Source organism: Stenotrophomonas sp. (assembly GCF_050737075.1).
Classification (GTDB): Bacteria; Pseudomonadota; Gammaproteobacteria; order Xanthomonadales; family Xanthomonadaceae; genus Stenotrophomonas.
In genome coordinates this window covers 13377-34196 of record NZ_JBOHXV010000053.1, presented here as the reverse complement: position 1 = coordinate 34196, position 20820 = coordinate 13377, and the positions used below count along the sequence as shown (strand labels likewise).

Below are 20820 nucleotides of genomic sequence, written 5' to 3'. Positions count from 1 at the left end.
ACCCATGGGGTGGCTCTACCCCTGTACGCGCACCCTCGCCTGCACTGCTGCCATCGCCATGCGATCCGCTTCCTGCGGCACTTCCGGCGCGGGGCAGCGGCCACCTGCATGGTCATCGTGCGCCAGCCAGTCGTCCACCACGCCACTCAGCAGGTCCAGGCGCAGCGGCAGGGTGATGTGGTCTTCGCCGCGCATTTCGATGTAATGCACACGCGGGCTGGCGGCGGCCAATGCACGCCCCTGCTCCACCCGCACGTGCGCGTCGTTCTGGCCATGCAGCAGCAGCACGCAGGCACGCGTGTCGGCGACGGCACGGGTTACGTCCACGTCATCCAGATCCAGGTCCAGGCGCTGGCTGGCGGCGGCAATCACCGCATCGATGTTCTGCCCGCCGTAGCGCCACCGCCCGTAGGTCGCCATGGCCTGCGCCTTCCACGCGGTGGGCTGCAGCGACATCAAGTGCGGAATCATGCTGCGGATGGCGTCGCCCGCATTGGCGAACGATTCCATCGCCACCACGCCGGTGACGCGGTCGCCGAGCTTGTCGGCGGTGAACAGCGCGGTGGCCGCACCGTAGGACACGCCGAACAGATACAGCGGACCGACCACCTCGCCACGGCGCTGCAGGGCATCGATCACATCGATCACGTCGTCGGATTCGAACGTGCCATAGCCCGACGGTCCCGCACCGGAATGCCCGTGGTTGCGCAGGTCGATGGTGATCACCCGGTAGCCCGATTCGGCCAGCTGCAGCGACCACGGCAGCATCGCATCGCCGTTCATCATCCACCCATGCAGCAGCACCACGGTGCCGCGCGGGGCCTGCGCCTGGAACGGCTGCGGCAAGGCCAGCTTCAGCCCGGTGTTCAACGGCTCGCCATTGTCATGCTGCTGGGCCAGGTACTGGTAGTGCAGCCCATAGCGACCGGGATCGAACGCCCGCCAGAACAGCGGCACGCCGGCGCGTCCGGTCACGAAACCGTGGCGATTGGGCACCGCCGCCACCGCCTCGGCGATACGCGCGGTATCGAGCAGCGTGGACACACCACCCGGCGCGATCAGCCGATCGCTGAGCGAGGTGGAAGCAGCGGAGGAATTGAGCGACGAGCACGCGGCCAGCCACAGGCCGGCCCCGGCCAGCAGCAACAGCAGCAGGCGTTTCATGGGCGCAGAGGTTCACATTGAGCCGCGCAGATTAACCATCGCGCCCGGGGCGCTCTACCGCATCCACATGACCGATCGATGACAGCCCAGCCATTGTTCATTTATCCCGAACGTTACAACCACCCCTCCATCTCCCTCCACCACCCCTCCATCACCCCCTCCCGCCGCATCCGCTCCCGCCACCAGCGCAACGCCGCCCCCTCCTCGCCCGTTCGCCAGGCCAGCCACAGCGTCTCGTCCGGCTTGGGCTCCTCCACCTGCCTGACCACCAGCCGGCCCTCGGCCACGGCGGACTGCACATACGGCTCGGGCAGGAACCCGAAGCCCAGTCCGGCACACTGCAGCCGGAACTTGCTCACCGTATCGGGCACGGTGACGGTCTCCTGCCCCATCAGCAGCCCGACCGTGCGCGGCAGCAGCCGCCGCGCGGAATCGGCCACGGCAATCGCGCAATGCGCCGCCAGCTGCTCGCGCCCCAACGGCGCCTCCGCCGCCGCAAGTGGATGGCCCGGGGCCACGGCGAACACGAAGCGCACCACCCCCATCGGCTCCACCACGTAGCCCCCGCCGCTGGGGCCCTCGCCCGCCGCCCCCACCAGCAGGTCGGCGCGCCGGTCCAGCAGCGCTTCCCAGGTGCCGGACAACGCCTCGCTGATCAGCCGCACACGGGTCTGCTCGGCCACGCCACCAAACGCACGCACGTCCTCGGCCAGCAGCGCCGGCTGGAACAGCGAATCGACCGCCACGGTCAGCTCCGCCTCCCAGCCCGAGGCCACCCGCCGCACCCGCATCTCGAGTTCGCGGGCGGCGCGCAGCAGGTGCCGGCCCTCGTCCAGCAGCGCCACGCCCGCCTCGGTCAGGTGCGCGCGGGGCCCGATCCGGTCGAACAGCTGCACGCCCAGGTCCTGCTCCAGCTTGGACACGGTGTAGGAGATGGTCGAGGGCACCTTGTGCAGCTCCTTGCCGGCCGAGGCGAAGGAGCCACGACGGTCGATCGAATCCAGGATCTGCAGCGCGTCGAGACTGAGCTTGAGCATTCGAATTTTTCGATGATGGCTTGCAAAACTATCCGTTTTTCAAGCCGGGGGTGCAAGCGGATACTGGCGCCAACAGGAAAGGGGCAGCAAACACCTCCCCGGACCGCCATCGAAACCATCGAACACCCTGAGGAGAACATCATGCTGCAGATTCGCAAGAGCGCCACCCGCGGCCAGGCCAACCATGGCTGGCTGAACTCCCAGCACACCTTCTCCTTCGCCAACTACTACGACCCGCGCTACACCAGCTTCGGCCCGTTGCGCGTGATCAACGAAGACAAGGTCACCGGCGGCCAGGGCTTCGGCACCCACAGCCACAGCAACATGGAGATCATCTCCTACGTGCTCGGCGGCGCGCTGGAGCACAAGGACTCGATGGGCACCGGCTCGGTGCTGCGCTACGGCGATGTGCAGCGCATGAGTGCCGGCAGCGGGGTCAGCCACAGCGAGTTCAACCACTCGCCCGACGAGACCGTGCACTTCCTGCAGATCTGGCTGTTCCCGGACACCGAGAACATCACCCCGAGCTACCAGGAGACCCACTTCGCCCCGGAGGCCAAGCGCGGCCAGCTGCGCCTGATCGCCTCGAAGGATGGCCGCGACGGGTCGCTGCTGATCCACCAGGACACCAACATCTACGCCACCCTCCTGGACGGCGAAGAGCGCGTGCACCTGGCCCTGGCGCCGCAGCGTGGCGCCTATGTGCAGGTGGCGCGTGGCCAGCTGCAGGTCAACGGCATCACGCTGGAGACCGGCGACGCACTGCAGGTCCGCGACGAAGCCCAGCTCACGCTGGAAAACGCCAGCGATGCCGAAGTCCTGGTGTTCGATCTGCCGCTGTAACGGTGCGGAACACAGCAACGCCCCGAGCGATCGGGGCGTTGCCGTCGGTGCGGGCACCTCACAGCGAAGCGCGCGCTCAGCCGGCAGGCACCGGCGCATCAGCCGCAATCAGGCCAGCCGCCTTCAATTCTGCCCACAACCCCGGTGGCACCGCGACCGACATCGACGCCACGTTCGCCTGCACCTGCCCGGCCGTGCGCGCCCCCGGAATCACGGCGGAAACCACCTCGGGCGCGTCGGCGAACTGCAGCGCCGCGGTGCGCAGATCGACCCCGTGGCGGTCGCAGATCGCCTGGACCGCCGCGCGCTTCTTCGGCGCCCACTCCGGCACCGTGCCGTCATAGAGATAGCGGTCGCGACCGGCGAGGTAGCCCGCCAGCAGCGGTGCACCGACCACCACCGACGCCCCATGCCGGGCGATCGCCGGAAAGGTGTCATGCAGCGCCGCGTCGTGGTCGAGCAGCGAGTACTGGCAGGCAAGCAGGAAGATGTCCGGATCGGCCTCCTGCAGGGCGCGCAGCGCAGGCTCGGGGCGATTGACGCCGAAGCCCCACGCCTTGATCACCCCCTCCTCGCGCATCTTCGTCAGCGCCGGCATGGCGCCCTTGGCCGCTTCGGCAAAGCGCTGCTCCCACGGCATGCCGAGGTCTTTCTCGTTGTCCGGCGACAGGTCGTGGATGAAGACCACATCCAACTGCGCCACGCCCAACCGGTTGAGGCTGTCCTCGACCGAACGACGCACGCCGTCGGCGGAATAGTCATAGCGGTAATCGAACGGCGACGGCTCCTTCCACATCGTGTCCGGCAGCGCGCCTGCGGTGGCGGTGAGCAGGCGGCCGACCTTGGTCGACAGCGTGTAGTCGCGCGCCGGATGGTTATGCAGGTGGTGGCCGTAGCGGCGCTCGCTCAGACCCAGTCCGTACCAGGGCGACGTATCGAAATAGCGCACCCCGGCTGCATAGGCTGCCGCGAGCGTCTGCTCGCTCTGTGCATCAGTGGCTGGCGCAAAACCGTTGCCGACCGCCACCCCACCCAGCCCCAGGCGGGTATGCGGCCGGTATCGCCCTGCAGCGCGAGGGGAGTTGGTGGCCAGCGGATGGGCATGCGCGGTCCCGCGGGTGGGCAGCACACTGCCCGGTGCGGCCGATTGCGCAAGCAAGGGTGAACTGGCCAGCGCGGCAGTGCCGGCGGCGGCGGCGGAAAGGAAATGTCGGCGTGCGTTCACGACGGCTCCTGTTGCGGGGGAATGCCCACCCTCGCAGGTTGCCGGTGCAGGGCGCGCGGCGGTGACGTCAACGTGGCGGCAACACGCATCCGATGACACAAAGAAAAAGGCCTTCGTACTTTCGTACGAAGGCCTCTTCTTGTCACTGGCGGAGCGGGAGGGATTCGAACCCTCGATAGAGTTTTAAGCCCTATACTCCCTTAGCAGGGGAGCCCCTTCAGCCACTCGGGCACCGCTCCAGTATTCGTCTTCCGCCGCTGCGGTGTTTCTTCTCAGCGGGGGCGCGAAGAATAACGTTTTTCGCACCCCGAGGTAAAGCCTTAATCGGAAGAATTTTCACTTCCGGATGCATTCGGCTCGTCGCCTCGCTGGATACGCTGGTAAATCTCTTCGCGGTGCACGGCCACATCCTTCGGAGCGGTGATACCAATACGCACCTGGTTGCCCTTGACGCCGAGCACGGTCACGCTGACCGAGTCACCGATCATCAGGGTTTCGCCAACACGGCGAGTCAGGATCAACATTTTTTCAAGTCTCCAGGGAACCGGTGGATTTTCCCCACTGGCTCGGCGTCCAGCCAAGGAACGCCACACGACAAAGGGGAAAGATTAGCCATAGTACCGTCAGCCCTCCCGCCCCATCAAGGAGCAGGAGGATTCAGGCGTTCAGATACGCGGGGTGACCCAGTCCACGACGGCGGCCAGTGCAGAAACAAGGGCGGGCCCGTCCTCGCCACCACCCTGGGCGAGGTCCGGGCGGCCGCCGCCCTTGCCTCCGATCTGACTGGCGATGTGGGACAACAGTTCCCCCGCCTTTACCTTGCCCATTGCGCTGCCATTCACGCCGGCAACCAGGGCGGCCTTGCCGTCCTGGGTGCCCGCCAACACGATCACCGCATCGCCTAGCTGCTGCTTGAGGCGGTCGATTGCGTCACGCAGCGCCTTGGCGTCGAAGCCCTCCAGGCGGGCGGCGAGAATCTTGACGCCCTTGACCTCAACTGCGCTGCCGCCCAGGTCAGAGGTCGCACCGGCGGCCTGCTTGGCCTTCAGTTGCTCCAGTTCGCGTTCCAGCTTCTTCTGGCGTTCGCCGAGCTGGCGGATCTTCTCGACCACGTCGGCGGCACTGCCGCCGAGCAGCGCGGCCGCTTCGGTGAGCTGTGCCTCTTCGTGGGCCACGTAGTCGAGCGCACCCTGCCCCGTGACCGCTTCGATGCGGCGCACGCCGGAGGACACGCCGCCTTCGGAGGTGATCTTGAACAGACCGATGTCACCGGTGCGGGTGACGTGCGTACCGCCACACAGTTCGGTGGAGTAATCGCCCATCTTCAGCACGCGCACATTCTCGCCGTACTTCTCGCCGAACAGCGCCATCGCACCGAAGTCCAGTGCTTCCTGCATGGCCATGTTGCGTACTTCGACGGCGTTGTTGACGCGCACCTGTTCGTTGACCTTGCGCTCGATCACGGCCAGGTCCGCCGCACTGATCGGTTCGAAATGCGAGAAGTCGAAACGCAGGCGGTCGGGCGCAACCAGCGAGCCCTTCTGATGCACATGGGTGCCCAGCACCTCGCGCAACGCGGCGTGCAGCAGGTGGGTGGCCGAGTGGTTGAGGATGGTGGCGCCGCGACGGTCGCCGTCGACCTGGCCGCTGAGCACGTCACCGACCTTCAGGCTGCCGCTGGCGATCTGGCCGACGTGGCCGTGATACTGCCCGGCGAATTTCTGGGTGTCGCTGACCTGCAGCTGCACGCCACTGCCGGCGAGCGTGCCGGTATCGCCAACCTGGCCACCGGATTCGGCATAGAACGGGGTCTGGTCGGTGAGCACGATGACGTCGTCACCGGCCTGCGCGCTCTCCACCGGGCGGCCATCCTTGAGCAGGGCCACCACGGCCAGGCCGTCGGCCTGCAACCGGTCGTAGCCCAGGAACACGGTCGGCTTGAGCGTGGCGACCAGCTCGGCGGACAGGACCACGCCCGCCCCGCCCTTGCCTGCCTTGCGGCCGTCGTCACGCTGCTTCTTCATCGCCGCATCGAAGCCCTCGATGTCCACGACCAGATCGCGCTCGCGCGCGATGTCCTGGGTCAGATCCAGCGGGAAGCCGTAGGTGTCGTAGAGGCGGAATGCATCCACGCCCGGGATGATCCCGTTGGTCACCTGGGCGGCGACGTCGTCGAAGATCTTCATGCCCGAATCGAGGGTCTGCGCGAAGCGCTCTTCCTCGGCTTGCAGGGCACGCACGACGATGTCGGCCTGGGCCGGCAGGTCCGGGTAGGCCTCGCCCATCTGCTCGACCAGGGTCGGCACCAGCTTGCTGAAGAACGGCTGGCGCACGCCCAGCATCCAGCCATGGCGCAGGGCGCGGCGGATGATACGGCGCAGCACGTAGCCGCGGCCTTCGTTGGAGGGCAGCACGCCGTCGACGACCAGGAACGAACACGCACGGATGTGATCGGCGATCACGCGCAGCGACTTGTTCTCCAGGTCGGCCATGCCGGTCAGTTCACTGGCCCTGCGGATCAGCGCCTGGAACAGGTCGATTTCATAATTGGTGTGCACGTGCTGCAGGATCGCCGCGAGGCGCTCCAGGCCCATGCCCGTGTCCACGCACGGTGCTGGCAGCGGCACCAGGGTGCCGTCGGGCTGGCGGTCGAACTGCATGAACACCAGGTTCCAGATTTCGATGTAGCGGTCACCGTCTTCGTCCGGCGAGCCCGGCGGGCCACCGGCGATGTGCGCGCCGTGGTCGTAGAAGATCTCGGTGCACGGGCCGCACGGGCCGGTGTCGGCCATCTGCCAGAAGTTGTCTGACGCAAACGGCGCGCCCTTGTTGTCGCCGATGCGCACGATGCGCTCTTCCGGAATGCCGACCATGTCGCGCCACAGCGCGTACGCCTCATCATCGGTCTGGTAGACGGTGACCAGCAGGCGGTCTGCCGGCAGCTTCCAGACCTGGGTCAGCAGCTCCCAGGCCCAGGCGATGGCGTCCTTCTTGAAGTAGTCGCCGAACGACCAGTTGCCCAGCATTTCGAAGAAGGTGTGGTGGCGCGCGGTGTAGCCGACCTGGTCCAGGTCGTTGTGCTTGCCGCCGGCGCGCAGGCAGCGCTGGACGTCCGCCGCGCGCACGTAGCTGCGCTTCTCGGCGCCAAGGAACACGTCCTTGAACTGCACCATGCCGGAGTTGGTGAACAACAGGGTCGGATCATTGCCCGGCACCAGTGGTGCCGACGGCACGATGGTGTGGCCCTTGCCCTTGAAGAACTCAAGGAAGTCGCTGCGGATCTGGGAGGTGGTGAAGGTGGCGGATTCGGTCATGGGGGGCTGGCTGTCTGCGGGCCGGTCAGTCCCTCGCACGCAGCCCCAATGGCCGGGTGTCGATTGCAGGACCGCCGAAACCACAAAGGGTATCAGGCCCGGGCCTTAGGGACACGCCGCCCGTGCCCTTCCTTACGCTTCCGGATCGAATCGGGTTGCCCGGCGGATGCTGTCGCCGTCGAAGCCCCGCCGGGCCAGCAGATCGGCCGCCTTGCGGCGCTGCGCCAGCTCCTGCGGGCCCGCCTCACCGAACCGGCGGCAGACCAGGTCCCGCGCGTTCTCGGTCCAGTCGCCTTCGAAGGTCTCCATGGCCAAGGCGATCTGCTCGCTGTCCAGCCCGTGGGTGCCCAGTTCGGCGCGGATGTGGATCGGGCCATATCCGGTGTTGGCCCGGATCCGGACCAGATTCTCGGCAAACCGGGTGTCGTCCTGCCAGCCGGCCTCGCGGAGCTTGTCCACGGCCGCCACGGCGGCCTCGGTCTCGATCCCGCGGGCCTGGAGCTTGCGGGTCAGCTCCTTGCGTGAATGTTCGCGGCGCACCAGCAGACCCAGCGCCCGCTGGACGGGGGTCTGTTCACTGACACGGCGTTTGCGGCGGGGTGCCGGGGCGTCGGAATCCTGCATGGCAACCTTCAATCAGATGCGCCGTCCCTGGCGCTCCCCCCGTCGGGGGAATACGGAAACCGCGGGACAGGGCGAGCGTCACTGACGGCGCTGCCCTGCCCCGCAGGAAAACTCATTCGGCGTCGTCTTCGCCGTCGTCCTCACCACCCTCACGGGCGGCTTCGGCCGGCTGGAACTTCTCGCGCAGCTCGGCTTCCAGGCGCTGGGCGACCTGCGGGTTGTCGCGCAGGTAACCGCGGGCGTTGTCCTTGCCCTGGCCGATGCGCTCTTCGCCGTAGCTGTACCAGGCACCGGCCTTCTCGACCAGTTTCGCGTCCACGCCCATGTCGATCAGTTCACCTTCGCGGCTGATGCCTTCGCCGTACAGGATCTCGGTGATGACCTGCTTGAACGGGGGCGCCAGCTTGTTCTTGACGACCTTGATCTTGGTCTGGTTGCCGATGATCTCGTCGCCCTTCTTGATCGCGCCGATGCGGCGGATGTCCAGGCGGACCGAGGCGTAGAACTTCAGGGCATTGCCGCCGGTGGTCACTTCCGGGCTCTGGCCCGGCATCATCACGCCGATCTTGTGGCGCAACTGGTTGATGAAGACCACCAGGGTGTTGGAACGCTTGATGTTGCCGGTCAGCTTGCGCAGCGCCTGGCTCATCAGGCGGGCCTGCAGACCCGGCAGCTGGTCGCCCATTTCGCCTTCGATTTCGGCCTTGGGGGTCAGCGCGGCGACCGAGTCGACCACCACGATGTCCACCGAACTGGAGCGCACCAGCATGTCGGCGATTTCCAGCGCCTGCTCACCGGTGTCCGGCTGCGACAGCAGCAGGTCGTCCACGTTGACGCCCAGCTTGGCGGCGTAGATCGGGTCCAGGGCGTGCTCGGCGTCGATGAAGGCGGCGGTGCCGCCCTTCTTCTGGCACTCGGCAATGGCCTGCAGGGTCAGGGTGGTCTTGCCCGAGGATTCCGGACCGTAGATCTCAACGACACGCCCCTTGGGCAGGCCACCGATGCCGAGTGCGATGTCCAGCATCAGCGAGCCGGTGGGGATGACCTCGACCGCCTCGACGACGCGGTCGCCCATGCGCATCACGGCACCCTTGCCGAACTGCTTTTCGATCTGGCTCAGCGCGGCGGTGAGGGCACGCTTTTTGTTCTCGTCCATCGGATTGGTCCTTGCAGAGGTCATGTCGTTGGAGGTGTTGTCTTTGGAAGTCTTCTTGGCCACGGGGTCACTTTAAGGTTGGCGTATCGCACAGGCTGAGATTCTGCCCGGCATTCGGAAAAAAATTATCGGACATCCGTACCAACCTCAGCGGAACCAGAGATTCGCCACAAAAGACCGTGCATATCGTGCGGTGTGGGGATCAGCGGTTCGGGCGCAACAGGCCGCAATAGAGGCCTTCAATGGCGAAATCCTGATCCGGGAGGACTTCGATCGGCTTGTAATCGGGGTTGCGCGGCAGCAGGCGGATGCGGTCCTTGCCCATCTTCAGCAGCTTGACGGTGATCTCGTCATCGATGCGCGCCACCACGATCTGGCCGGAGCGGGCGTCGCGGGTGCGATGGACGCCGATCAGGTCGCCGTCGAAGATGCCCTCGTCGATCATCGAGTCGCCCTGGACCTTGAGCAGGTAGTCGGGCGCAGGCGAGAAGAACACCCGGTCCAGGACCACGAAGTCGTCCGAGCCGATGTCCGCGCCGATCGGCAGACCGGCCGCGACCCGACCCAGCACCGGCAGGCGCAGCACGTGGTCGGGCAGCGCAGGCACTGCCAAGGAGGCCGGCAGGCCGTCCTGCAGCGGCGGCACCTGCACCAGCCGGATGCCGCGGGCCTGGCCGGGAATGCGACGGATCGCTCCGGCCTGCTCCAGCGCTTCCAGGTGGTACTGCGCGGCCCGGACGCCCTTGAAGCCAAAGGCGCGGGCGATTTCCGTCTGCGACGGCGGTGCGCCGTCGGTCTCGATACGCTCGGCGATCAACTGCAGGATCGCCTGCTGGGTGTCGGTTAGGTCCATGGTTAGTAGTAATACTACTAACGCCTGACACATTCAAGCCCCCGACCAGAAAAAGCGGAGACAGCGCCGCGGTATCCGGATCCAAACGAAGGCCCATAGGAATGCGTAGCGCCGGGCTCTGCCCGGCCGCCGCGCAAAGCGCGGCACAAGCATCCGAAGGCGCAAGGCAAACAGCCGCCCTGGTCCGACCGACGTTTAGACCCGCCGAAGCCGCCCGTCAGACGTCACGACCCCGGAACGAAGCGCAGACACGCATGGCGTGTCCCTACGCTGTTCGGGTCAGGTGCCCCGACCAGAAAAAGTGAAGACAGAGCCGCGGTATCCGGATCCAAACGAAGGCCCGTAGAAATTCGTAGTGCCACGCCATGCGTGGCAACCGCGCAAAGCGCGGCACAAGCATCCGAAGGCGCAAGGCAAACAGCCGCCCTGTTCCGACCGACGTTTAGACCTGCCGAAGCCGCCCGTCAGACGTCATGACCCCGGAACGAAGGGCAGCCACGCATGGCGTGGCTCTACGGCCGATCTTTCGACCCGCCGAAGCCGCCCGTCAGACGTCACGACCCCGGAACGAAGCGCAGACACGCATGGCGTGTCCCTACGCTCCACCACCCACCCTCACGAATTCCGCCCCGACCGCCAGATCGACACCAATATCCACACCCCGCAGAACCCCGCCCCCACGAACCCCGCCACACCCAACGCCAGCAACCAGCGGCTCGACAGCCCGCCCACGCTGTGCATCACGATCGACGAACCGATGATCAGCGCGGCAGTGACAATGCCCACCACCAACCGGTTCGCGGCCCGGTTGACCTGCTCGCCGAAGCCCTGCAGCGCGGTGGTCTCCACCTTCAGCTGGAGCCGGCCGCGTCGCGCCATCTGCAGCAGCTGGCGCACGTCGCGCGGCAGGTCGCCGACCAGGTCCATCATGCCGACCAGGCTGCGCTTGCCGCGCTTGAGCATGGCCCCGGGCGAATAGCGCTGCCACATCACCCGCTCCAGGAACGGGCGCGCCGCGGTGGCCATGTCGAACTGCGGGTCAAGCTGGCGCCCCATGCCTTCCAGGGTGAGGAAGGTCTTGATCATCAGCGCAAGGTCGGCCGGCAACGTCAGCGCGTGCTGGCGCAGCAGCTGGGTGATGTTGCCCAGCATCAGGCCCATGTGCAGGTCCTTCAGCGGCACGCCACGGTACTGGTCCACGAAGGCGCTGATGTCCTGCTGCAGGCGTGACTCGTCAATGTCGATACCGCCGGACCAGTCCAGCAGCACATCGGTCACCGATTCGGGTTCCTGGGTGACCAGGCCGTGCAGCAGCTGCGCGACCTGGAAGCGGCGCTGCTCGGAGATGGCGCCGACCATGCCGAAATCGATCACCCCGATCCGGCCGTCGCGCAGGTAGATGATGTTGCCCGGGTGCGGGTCGGCGTGGAAACAGCCGTCCTCCAGCACCATCTTCAGCACGATGCGGCCCCCGGTGCGGGCCAGCTTGACCCGGTCCAGCCCGGCCGCATCCACCCCGGCCAGGTCGCGGCCGGGGATGCCGTCGACGAAGTCCTGCACGTTCAGACTTTCGCAGGTCCACTGCCAGTGCACCCGCGGAATGAGGATGTCCTCGCGCCCGGCGAAGTTGCGCGCGATGCGCTCGGCATTGCGGCATTCGGCGGCGAAATCGAGTTCGCGGCGCAGCGAAACCTGGAACTGCTGCACCACTTCGGCCGGGCGATAGCGGCGCATGTCCGGCAGGCGCGCCTCGACGATCTCGGCCAGCCGCGCGAGCAGGCGCAGATCGGCCTCGATGACCTCGCGGATGCCGGGACGGCGGACCTTCAACACCACGGCGCTGCCGTCATGCAGGGTGGCGCGGTGCGCCTGGGCCAGCGACGCGGCGGCCATCGGGGTTTCATCCAGCCAGGCGAAGACCTCGGCGGCGGGCGCGCCCAGGTCGGCCTCGAGCTGGTCGCGGATCTGCGCGTAAGGCAGCGCGGGCACCGCGTTCTGCAATTCGGAGAATTCGGCGATCCAGTCCGGCGGGAACAGATCCACGCGGGTGGCCAGCACCTGCCCCAGCTTGACGAAGGTCGGGCCGAGGTCTTCCATCGCGCGGCGCACCCGTACCGGGGCGGTCATGCGCAGGATCTGCTGGGTGTCGTTCCAGTGCAGCAGGCGGCCCGCGCGTTCCAGCACGTCGGCCAGCCCGATGCGGCGCACAAGGTCGCCGAAGCCATAACGGATCAGGACCGAGGCGATTTCCTGCAGGCGTCCCAGGTCACGGACGGTTCCCAGCGTTTCCCACATCGGCACACCCTCGCTTCAACACTCGGCGCAGGATGTCACACCGGTGCGAAAATTCCCGTCAGTGCCTGCAGCACGGTCTGGCGCCGGATGGCATCGCGGTCGCCATCGAACTGGAACAGCTGCGCGCGGGCGTAGCCGCCGCGATGCTTCCAGCCGATCCAGACGCTGCCCACCGGCTTGTCCGGGCTGCCGCCACCGGGGCCGGCGATGCCAGTCACCGCCACGGCGATGCCGGCGCCGGAACTGACCAGCGCACCGGACACCATTTCCAGCACGGTTTCGCGGCTGACCGCGCCGTACTGCTCCAGCGTCTGCGCGCGTACGCCGAGAAGGCGCTGCTTGGCCTCGTAGCTGTAGACGACCATGCCGCAGTCGAAGAAGGCCGAGGAACCGGCAATGTCGGTCATCGCCTTGGCGATCCAGCCGCCACTGCAGCTCTCGGCGGTGACCAGCTGCAACCCGGCCTGCTGCAGGCGCTGGCCGACGTCGCGGGCAAGGACGCCGAGCTCGGCATCGGTGGGAACGGTCATGGGAATCCTGGAACGGGGGGCATCAGCCCCCGTTGTAGCCGAAATGCCACGCGATGTCGTGGCCAGCGGGTGCGACAGTGCGTCGCGCGATCACCATTCCGGAACCTTCTCCGGCAGCATCGCGCGGATCGGTGCGCCATCGTCGGCGGCGGCCAGCTTCTCGGCCTCGGCGATCGGGATCTCGACCTGCAGCAGCCAGCCGTCCTCGTCGCTCTGTTCGCCGCGCACCACTTCCAGCTGGTGCAGGCGCGAGCGCAGGCGACCGGCCGACGGTGGCAGGCGCAGGTCGCCGCTGATGTGCTGCAGGCCCAGCCGCTTGCCCAGCACCGACTGCAGCAGGTCCAGCCCCAGCCCGTCGCGGGCGGAGATCCAGACCCGTTCGCGGCGCGCGGTGTCCGGGATGCCGTCCTGCGCATCGTGACGGACCTCGCTGCCCTCGATACGGTCGATCTTGTTGAACACCAGCAGTTGCGGCAATTCGCCCGCGCCCACTTCGTTCAACACCTCATCCACCTGGGCGATGCGCTCTTCGCGATGCGGGTCGGCCGCGTCCACCACATGCAGCAGGAAGTCGGCCTCGCGCGCCTCGCTCAGGGTCGCGCGGAACGCGGCCACCAGCTCATGCGGCAGGTCGCGCACGAACCCCACGGTATCGGCGAGCACCACATTGCCGCCCGGCACCGCGATGCGGCGCACAGTCGGGTCCAGGGTGGCGAACAGCTTGTCGGCGGCATAGGCCTCGGCACCGGTCAGCGCGTTGAACAGCGTCGACTTGCCGGCGTTGGTATAGCCCACCAGGGCCACGCGCGGCAGTTCGCTGCGCACGCGGGCACGGCGCATCTGGGTGCGCTGCACTTCGACTTTCTCAAGCCGCTTCTGCAACTGCTCCACCCGCTTCTGCAGCAGGCGGCGGTCGGTTTCCAGCTGGGTTTCACCCGGACCGCGCAGGCCGATGGCACCACCGCGCTGACGCTCCAGGTGGGTCCAGCCGCGCACCAGCCGCGTGGCCATGTGGCGCAGCTGCGCCAGTTCGACCTGCAGCTTGCCTTCGTGGCTGTGCGCACGCTGGGCGAAGATGTCCAGGATCAACCCGGTACGGTCGATCACGCGGCGCTCCAGGAACCGCTCCAGGTTGCGCTCCTGCGACGGCGACAAGGCATGGTTGACCAGCACCAGGTCCGCGCCGCTGGCGTCGGCCGCCGCCTTGACCTCGTCGAGCTTGCCGGAGCCGATCAGGATCGACGGATTGGGCCGGTCGATGCGGGCAGTCAGCGTCGCCGCGATGCTGGCCCCGGCAGAGCGGGCCAGATCGGTGAATTCTTCGAGCACATCTTCTTCCAGCCGGCCGAAATGCGGCTGGATCAGGATCGCGTGTTCGCCTCGCTTGGAACGGTCAAACACGCGCTTCTCCGCAAAGGTTTACTTCATTCAACGTCGTCTTCTTCCTGGACGCCGTCGGCGCCACCTTCATTGGACTGCACATAGCCGCCGCCGGGCCCGACCCGGACGTTGCGCGCCGGCACCACGGTCGAAATGGCGTGCTTGTACACCATCTGGCTGACCGTATTGCGCAGCAGGACAACGAACTGATCGAACGATTCAATCGTTCCCTGCAACTTGATGCCATTCACCAGATACACCGACACCGGCACGCGTTCGCGCCGAAGTGCATTCAGAAACGGATCCTGCAGCGATTGCCCCTTGGACATTGCACACTCCTGTTTAATTATTGTTTTTATGGTCGTCCGGCAGCTGCCACGGCCCCCGCCGCCGGAACCCCCGATGGTACACGGGCCGGGGGGAAGGCGCTGTGGCTCAGCGGGCCACGAAGGCCGCCACGGCATCCGCCATGGACGTCTGGTCTAGATGGGGGTCGAACCAGCGTGCATCAAGCTCGCCGCGCAGCCAGGTCAGCTGGCGCTTGGCCAGCTGCCGGGTGGCGTAAATGGCGCGGTCACGGAAGGTTGCGGCACTGCCCTGCCCGTCCAGGAACTCCCATGCCTGGCGATACCCCACCGCCCGGATCGCGGGAAGGTCCAGCGGCGCGGCCACCTCGACCATCGCCGGCAGCGCGCGCAGGGCCCGCACCTCGTCCAGGAAGCCCAGATCGAGCATGGCGTCGAACCGGGCCTCGATGCGCTGGTGCAGCACCGCGCGCTCGCGCGGGGCCAGGATCAGCTTCAGGCAGCGCACCGGCAGGCGGTCCACGCCCGGCAGTTTCTGCCAGTCGCTGATCGGGGTGCCGGTGAGGCGGTACACCTCCAGCGCCCGCTGGATGCGCTGCGGGTCGGTGGCGTGGATGCGCGCCGCCGCGGCCGGGTCGACCTGGGCCAGCTGGGCATGCAGCACTGGCCAGCCCACGGCGGCCGCTTCGTGGGCGATCGCCGCGCGGGTATCGGGATCGGCCGCCGGCATCGGCGACAGCCCCTGCAGCAGCGCGCGGAAGTACAGCCCGGTACCCCCCGCCAGGATCGGCACGCGGCCGCGCGCGACGATGTCGGCCACCACGCGCGCGGCATCGGCGGCGAACTCGGCCGCTGAATAGGTCTGCCAGGGATCGCGCAGGTCCAGCAGGTGATGCGGCGCCTGCGCGCGCTCGGCGGCGTCCGGCTTGGCCGAACCAATATCCAGGCCGCGATAGACCAGCGCCGAGTCGACGCTGACGATCTCCCCGCCCAGCTGCTGGGCCAGGGCGATGGCGGCCGCGGTCTTGCCCGACGCCGTCGGGCCCATCACGGCAATCGCCAGCGGTCGCTGATCTGCGCCCATCAGCCCTCGTCCGGCCAGCGCGGCATGACCGGGGCGGCGTCCACGCGCGGCATCGGTACTGCATCCACGGCGGCCCACACCTTCAGCGCATCCACGGTGGCGGCAACGTCATGCACGCGCAGGATCATCGCGCCACGCTGGGCGGCGATCAGATGCGCGGCGACCGAACCGGCCACGCGTTCGCGCGGCTGCTCGCGACCGGTCAGCTCGCCGATGCTGCGCTTGCGCGACAGCCCGGCCAGCATCGGCACGCCCAGTTCCAGGAAGCGCGCCGAACGCGCCAACAGGATCATGTTGTGTTCGGTGGTCTTGCCGAAGCCGAAGCCCAGGTCGATCACCAGGTTCTTCTTCGCGATGCCGGCCATTTCGGCGGAAAACATGCGGTCGGCGAGGAAGCGATGCACCTCGGCCACCACGTCGTCGTACTGCGGGGTGTCCTGCATGCTGCCGGGTTCGCCCTGCATGTGCATCAGCACCACCGGCACGCCCAGCTCGGCGGCGGCGGCAAGCGCGCCCTCCTGCCGCAGCGCGTGGATGTCATTGATCATGCCCGCGCCCGCAGCCACGGCCGCACGCATCACCTCGGGCTTGAAGGTGTCGATGCTGATCGGCACGGCGGTCTGGCGCGCCAGCTGTTCGATCACCGGGATCACCCGGCGCAGCTCTTCCTCGAGCGACACCGGTGCGCTGCCGGGGCGGGTCGATTCGCCGCCGATGTCGAGCAGGTCGGCGCCCTCGGCCACCAGCTGCAGCCCGTGGGCCACGGCGGCGTCGGTGGTGTCGTGCGCGCCGCCATCGGAGAACGAATCCGGGGTGACGTTGACGATGCCCATCACACGCGGGCGATCCAGCCGCAGCAGGCGGCCACCACAATCGAGCTGGGGAGAAATATCGAACATGGGCCATCCACGGAAAACGCCAGCGCATAGTTTACGCCGGCGGATCGGGTTGGCCGTCGGTCGTTGCAGCACCGCGCAGCCACGCATGGCGTGGCTCTACGGGAGAGCCACGCCATGCGTGGCTGCGCGGGCCCGGACCCCGTTACGTAGAGCCACGCCATGCGTGGCTGCGCGGACCCGGACCCCGCTACGTAGAGCCACGCCCTGCGTGGCTGCGCGGTGCCGGACCAAGCGTCAGAAGTCGCCGAGCTTCGCGTCGTCGACCGGATTGCCCAGCCATTCGGCGATGTCGCTGCCCACGGCAGTGACCACGCGCTCAAACACGTCGCAGGAGCCCTTGAACAGGCCGCCCGGACCACCGCGGGAGATCCGCCGCGCCGTCACCGTGGCCACTTTCTGACCGTCCTCCATCAGCACGCCTCGCACCGTGGCGGACTTGTAGTGGGTGTATCCGGTGCGTGCACTCTGCGCCTCGACGATTTCGAGCTTCAACACGCGCCCCTGCTCGACCGCATCGGCACTGAAGGCGATGGTGTTGCCGAACGTGCCGGCATTGGCACCCAGCGCGGTGGCCAGCTGCGCCCCCATGCGGCACTCGGCCTTGATGTTGTCGGCGATGTAGGCCGACTCGGAAAACGGCACCGGATCCTGCACATGGACGGTGGCCGCGAACGCGGGCGAGGCACAGCACAGCAGCACGGCAGCGGCCGCGCGCATCGGATGACGCATGGTATTCCCCCTGGAATGATGTGGACGGTCGCCTCATGCGACCGTGCCCGCGCATCGTGCCCAACGCCGGGCACACGTGCAAGCACTCAGCCTTTGCGGCGCCGGTAGTCCACGTACAGGGTCTTGGCGATGCTCAGGCCGACGCCGAGCACGATGCCGACGATGGCACCCATCAGGAAGTTGTCGCGGGCCAGGCCGATTGCCACGCCGACCACCGTGGCGATCACCATTTCGAGGGTGTGCGAAATCGGGGGCGGCGGCGTGGACATGACAACTCCGGAACAGCAGGCAGGCGGGGGCGACATTGTCGCCCAGAATGCGGCGCCGGAAACGACGAAGGCCGGGTCGCCCCGGCCTTCGTGTTCCACCCGTTCACCGTCAGACCTGCTCGGCAGGCCCGGCGATGGGCGGCAACGGACGGGCGTCGCCGCCCTTGTCGTTGTTGTTGTTGCCACCGTCCTTGTTGGACTTGCCCCAGCCCATCGGCGGCGGCGGATCGCGGCCTTCCATGATGGCGTCGATCTGCGGCGCATCGATGGTCTCGTACTGCAGCAGCAGCTGGGACATCGTGTGCAGCTTGTCGAGGTTGGCGGTGACCAGCTCGGTGGTGCGGGCGTAGGCCTTGTCCAGGATGCTGCGCACCACTTCGTCGATGCGGCGGGCGGTATCGTCGGACACGCTCTTGTGCTGGGTCACCGAACGACCCAGGAACACTTCGTCGTCCTCTTCGCCGTAGGCAATCGGACCCAGCTCGTCGGACAGACCCCACTTGGTGACCATGTTGCGCGCCATTTTGGTGGCACGCTCGATGTCGTTGGAGGCACCGGTGGTGACCTTGTCGGCGCCGAAGATCAGCTCCTCGGCAACGCGGCCGCCATACAGCGAGCACAGCTGCGATTCGATCGCCACGCGGTTCATCGAGTACTTGTCGCCCTCCGGCAGGTACATGGTCACACCCAGCGCGCGGCCGCGCGGGATGATGGTGACCTTGTAGACCGGGTCGTGCTCGGGCACCAGGCGGCCGACGATGGCATGGCCCGCTTCGTGGTAGGCGGTGAGGGTCTTCTCCTCCTCGCTCATGGCCATCGAGCGGCGCTCGGCACCCATCAGGATCTTGTCGCGGGCGCGGTCGAAGTGCTCCATGCGCACTTCCTTCTCGTTGCTGCGCGCAGCAAACAGCGCCGCCTCGTTGCAGAGGTTGGCCAGGTCGGCACCGGAGAAGCCCGGGGTACCGCGCGCGATCACCATCGGCTCGACGTCGTCGGCCAGCGGCAGCTTGCGCATGTGCACCTTGAGGATCTGCTCGCGGCCGCGGACGTCGGCCAGGCCCACCACGACCTGGCGGTCGAAGCGGCCCGGGCGCAGCAGCGCCGGGTCCAGCACGTCGGGACGGTTGGTGGCGGCGATGACGATCACGCCCTCGCCTCCCTCGAAGCCGTCCATCTCGACCAGCAACTGGTTCAGGGTCTGCTCGCGCTCGTCATGACCGCCGCCCAGGCCGGCACCGCGGTGGCGGCCGACAGCGTCGATTTCGTCGATGAAGATGATGCACGGGGCCTGCTTCTTGGCCTGCTCGAACATGTCGCGCACGCGGCTGGCGCCGACGCCGACGAACATTTCCACGAAGTCCGAACCGGAGATCGAGAAGAACGGCACTTTGGCCTCGCCGGCAATGGCGCGGGCCAGCAGGGTCTTGCCGGTACCGGGCGGGCCGACCATCAGCACGCCGCGCGGAATCTTGCCGCCCAGCTTGGTGAACTTGGTGGGATCGCGCAGGAAGTCGACCAGTTCGCCGACTTCTTCCTTGGCCTCGTCGCAACCGGCAACGTCGGCGAAGGTGACCTTGATCTGGTCTTCGCCCTGCAGCTTGGCCCGCGACTTGCCGAAGGACATCGCGCCCTTGGCCCCGCCGCCGCCGCCCTGCATCTGGCGCATGATGAACAGCCAGAAGCCGATGATCAGGATCACCGGGAGGAAGTTCATCAGGATCGCACCCAGCGAGATGCCGCTGGACGGCTCTTCCTGGACGATTTCCACGTTCTTGCCGCGCAGCACGTTGATCAGGTCACGATCGAGCGGCGCGGTGATGGTGGCCGACTGGCCGCCCCGGGTGGTGTAGCTGATCTGGTTGGTGCCGCCGCGCAGGTCGCCGCTGAAGGTCACCTTCTGGACGTTGCCGCTGTCCACCTGGTCCAGGAACTGGGAATAGGTTGCGCCCTGTGCGTTCGCGCCACTGCTCTTGGGCGAGAAGCTCTGGAACACCACCATCAGCACCACGGCGACGACCACCCATAGCAGGAGGTTCTTGGTCAAGTCGTTCATCCTCATTGGCTCCGGTGTTCCTCTAATGCCTGACGCAATTGGTATGGTTGAGCTTACTTGATCTCGGTACGTTTGCCCCGCCCCAAGGCATACACCTCGGGCGAGCGCTTCCGGGACGCTTCAGGCTTGCGGATGACAACCTTGTCGTACCGGCGGCGCATCTCGCGCACGTAGTCGTCAAAGCCCACGCCCTGGAACAGCTTGATCAGGAACGCGCCACCCGGCTTGAGATGGTTGTCGGCGAAATCCAACGCCAACTCCGCCAGGTGCATCATCCGCGGCTGGTCGACCGCGTCCATGCCACTTTTATTGGGGGCCATATCCGATAGCACAAGGTCTACGGCCTGATCCCCCAACATGGCCTCGAACTGCGATAGGACGGCTTGCTCCCTGAAGTCACCGTGAAGGAACTCCACACCGGCCAGCGGCGGCATCTCCAGGATGTCCAGCGCCAGGATCCGGCCGGTGTCGCCGATCTGCCGGCGGATCTGCTGCGACCAGCCCCCGGGGGCGGCGCCGAGGTCGACCACGACCATGTGCGGCTTCAGCAGCCGGTCACGCTCGAGCAGCTCCTCCAGCTTGTAGGCCGCGCGCGAGCGCATGCCCTCGGCCTGGGCCTTCTTCACGAAGGGGTCGGCAAAGTGTTCTTTCAACCAGCGTTGACTGCTCTTGCTGCGGGAAACCATTGGAGATAGGGCCGGACGGGGTGGCCATGATACCCTGATCGCCCCAGTTAACCGCTTGTTCCTGAATGTCTATCGTGCTGACCTCCTCCCAGACCCGCTTCCTCCGCGGCCACGCCCATGATCTGAAAGCCCTGCTGCAGATCGGCGGCAAGGGGGTCACGCCGGCCTTCCTGACCGAGCTGAACGAGGTGCTGGAGCGCCACGAGCTGATCAAGGTGAAAGTGGGCGCGGAAGACCGCGAGACCCGCGACGCCATGATCGCCGAACTGGTCCAGGCCACGGAAAGTGCGCTGGTGCAGCGCATCGGCCACGTGGCCGTGCTGTACCGCCCGAGCAAGGAACAGCGCCAGATCGTGCTTCCGCGCGGCTGACCG

Annotated in this window: 20 protein-coding genes and 1 tRNA gene; 2 read left to right on the top strand and 19 right to left on the bottom strand. The window is 67.1% G+C overall.

Translation table 11 applies throughout. The features are described 5' to 3' along the window. Window positions 1-15 precede the first annotated feature (15 nt). Both ACREPD_RS13625 and ACREPD_RS13620 read right to left on the bottom strand, forming a co-directional pair. On the bottom strand, window positions 16-1164 hold the full coding sequence (locus tag ACREPD_RS13625; protein WP_431599812.1) for an alpha/beta fold hydrolase: 1149 nt from the start codon (window positions 1162-1164) through the stop codon (window positions 16-18). A gap of 113 nt (window positions 1165-1277) precedes the next feature. Continuing rightward, window positions 1278-2201: a LysR family transcriptional regulator gene (locus ACREPD_RS13620; RefSeq protein WP_431599811.1), complete on the bottom strand. Its 924-nt coding sequence runs from the start codon at window positions 2199-2201 to the stop codon at window positions 1278-1280. A 141-nt stretch (window positions 2202-2342) separates the two neighbouring features. Between ACREPD_RS13620 and ACREPD_RS13615 the strand changes: the two genes are divergently transcribed. Then, window positions 2343-3044 carry a pirin family protein gene (locus tag ACREPD_RS13615; RefSeq protein ID WP_431599810.1) on the top strand — a complete coding sequence of 234 codons (702 nt, stop codon included), beginning with the start codon at window positions 2343-2345 and terminating at the stop codon, window positions 3042-3044. Window positions 3045-3120: 76 nt separating this feature from the next. Here ACREPD_RS13615 and ACREPD_RS13610 read toward each other — a convergent pair whose 3' ends face one another. The 17 genes from ACREPD_RS13610 to rlmE form a co-directional block, all read right to left on the bottom strand. Next, entirely contained in the window at window positions 3121-4269 is a 1149-nt protein-coding gene (locus ACREPD_RS13610; RefSeq protein WP_431599809.1) for an aldo/keto reductase, read from the bottom strand. Window positions 4270-4415: 146 nt separating this feature from the next. Further along, window positions 4416-4508, bottom strand: a tRNA-Ser gene (locus ACREPD_RS13605). Window positions 4509-4589: 81 nt separating this feature from the next. Next, window positions 4590-4793, bottom strand: a complete 204-nt coding sequence (gene csrA, locus ACREPD_RS13600; protein WP_019183311.1) for a carbon storage regulator CsrA — start codon at window positions 4791-4793, stop codon at window positions 4590-4592. 141 nt (window positions 4794-4934) lie between these two features. Further along, window positions 4935-7583 carry an alanine--tRNA ligase gene (gene alaS / locus ACREPD_RS13595; RefSeq protein ID WP_431599808.1) on the bottom strand — a complete coding sequence of 883 codons (2649 nt, stop codon included), beginning with the start codon at window positions 7581-7583 and terminating at the stop codon, window positions 4935-4937. A gap of 132 nt (window positions 7584-7715) precedes the next feature. Then, entirely contained in the window at window positions 7716-8207 is a 492-nt protein-coding gene (gene recX / locus ACREPD_RS13590) for a recombination regulator RecX (protein ID WP_431599807.1), read from the bottom strand. A gap of 112 nt (window positions 8208-8319) precedes the next feature. Then, the gene (gene recA / locus ACREPD_RS13585; RefSeq protein ID WP_431599814.1) at window positions 8320-9363 is read right to left on the bottom strand and encodes a recombinase RecA; all 1044 of its coding nucleotides are present in this window, start codon (window positions 9361-9363) and stop codon (window positions 8320-8322) included. A 202-nt stretch (window positions 9364-9565) separates the two neighbouring features. Beyond that, window positions 9566-10216 carry a transcriptional repressor LexA gene (gene lexA, locus ACREPD_RS13580; RefSeq protein WP_421570761.1) on the bottom strand — a complete coding sequence of 217 codons (651 nt, stop codon included), beginning with the start codon at window positions 10214-10216 and terminating at the stop codon, window positions 9566-9568. A 615-nt stretch (window positions 10217-10831) separates the two neighbouring features. After that, entirely contained in the window at window positions 10832-12511 is a 1680-nt protein-coding gene (gene ubiB / locus ACREPD_RS13575; protein ID WP_431599806.1) for a 2-polyprenylphenol 6-hydroxylase, read from the bottom strand. 35 nt (window positions 12512-12546) lie between these two features. Next, entirely contained in the window at window positions 12547-13041 is a 495-nt protein-coding gene (locus ACREPD_RS13570; protein WP_431599805.1) for a CinA family protein, read from the bottom strand. Window positions 13042-13131: 90 nt separating this feature from the next. Then, entirely contained in the window at window positions 13132-14442 is a 1311-nt protein-coding gene (gene hflX, locus ACREPD_RS13565; protein WP_431599804.1) for a ribosome rescue GTPase HflX, read from the bottom strand. Between the two features lie 23 nt (window positions 14443-14465). Next, window positions 14466-14750 carry an RNA chaperone Hfq gene (hfq, locus tag ACREPD_RS13560; protein WP_313343887.1) on the bottom strand — a complete coding sequence of 95 codons (285 nt, stop codon included), beginning with the start codon at window positions 14748-14750 and terminating at the stop codon, window positions 14466-14468. A 106-nt stretch (window positions 14751-14856) separates the two neighbouring features. Further along, window positions 14857-15810, bottom strand: a complete 954-nt coding sequence (gene miaA / locus ACREPD_RS13555; RefSeq protein ID WP_431599803.1) for a tRNA (adenosine(37)-N6)-dimethylallyltransferase MiaA — start codon at window positions 15808-15810, stop codon at window positions 14857-14859. Beyond that, window positions 15810-16709: a dihydropteroate synthase gene (folP, locus tag ACREPD_RS13550; protein WP_431599802.1), complete on the bottom strand. Its 900-nt coding sequence runs from the start codon at window positions 16707-16709 to the stop codon at window positions 15810-15812. Before folP ends, miaA begins: the two co-directional genes overlap by 1 nt. Window positions 16710-16943: 234 nt before the next feature. Continuing rightward, window positions 16944-17438, bottom strand: coding sequence for a hypothetical protein (locus tag ACREPD_RS13545; RefSeq protein ID WP_431599801.1), 495 nt, complete (start codon window positions 17436-17438; stop codon window positions 16944-16946). 86 nt (window positions 17439-17524) lie between these two features. Beyond that, entirely contained in the window at window positions 17525-17707 is a 183-nt protein-coding gene (locus ACREPD_RS13540; RefSeq protein ID WP_431599800.1) for a hypothetical protein, read from the bottom strand. Between the two features lie 109 nt (window positions 17708-17816). Beyond that, a complete protein-coding gene (gene ftsH, locus ACREPD_RS13535) occupies window positions 17817-19760 on the bottom strand; it encodes an ATP-dependent zinc metalloprotease FtsH (RefSeq protein WP_431599799.1) in 1944 nt (647 codons plus the stop codon). A 53-nt stretch (window positions 19761-19813) separates the two neighbouring features. After that, window positions 19814-20446, bottom strand: coding sequence for a 23S rRNA (uridine(2552)-2'-O)-methyltransferase RlmE (rlmE, locus tag ACREPD_RS13530; protein ID WP_431599798.1), 633 nt, complete (start codon window positions 20444-20446; stop codon window positions 19814-19816). A 65-nt stretch (window positions 20447-20511) separates the two neighbouring features. On the opposite strand from rlmE, the gene yhbY reads away from it, so the two are divergent. Then, a complete protein-coding gene (gene yhbY, locus ACREPD_RS13525; protein WP_431599797.1) occupies window positions 20512-20817 on the top strand; it encodes a ribosome assembly RNA-binding protein YhbY in 306 nt (101 codons plus the stop codon). Window positions 20818-20820: the final 3 nt, after the last annotated feature.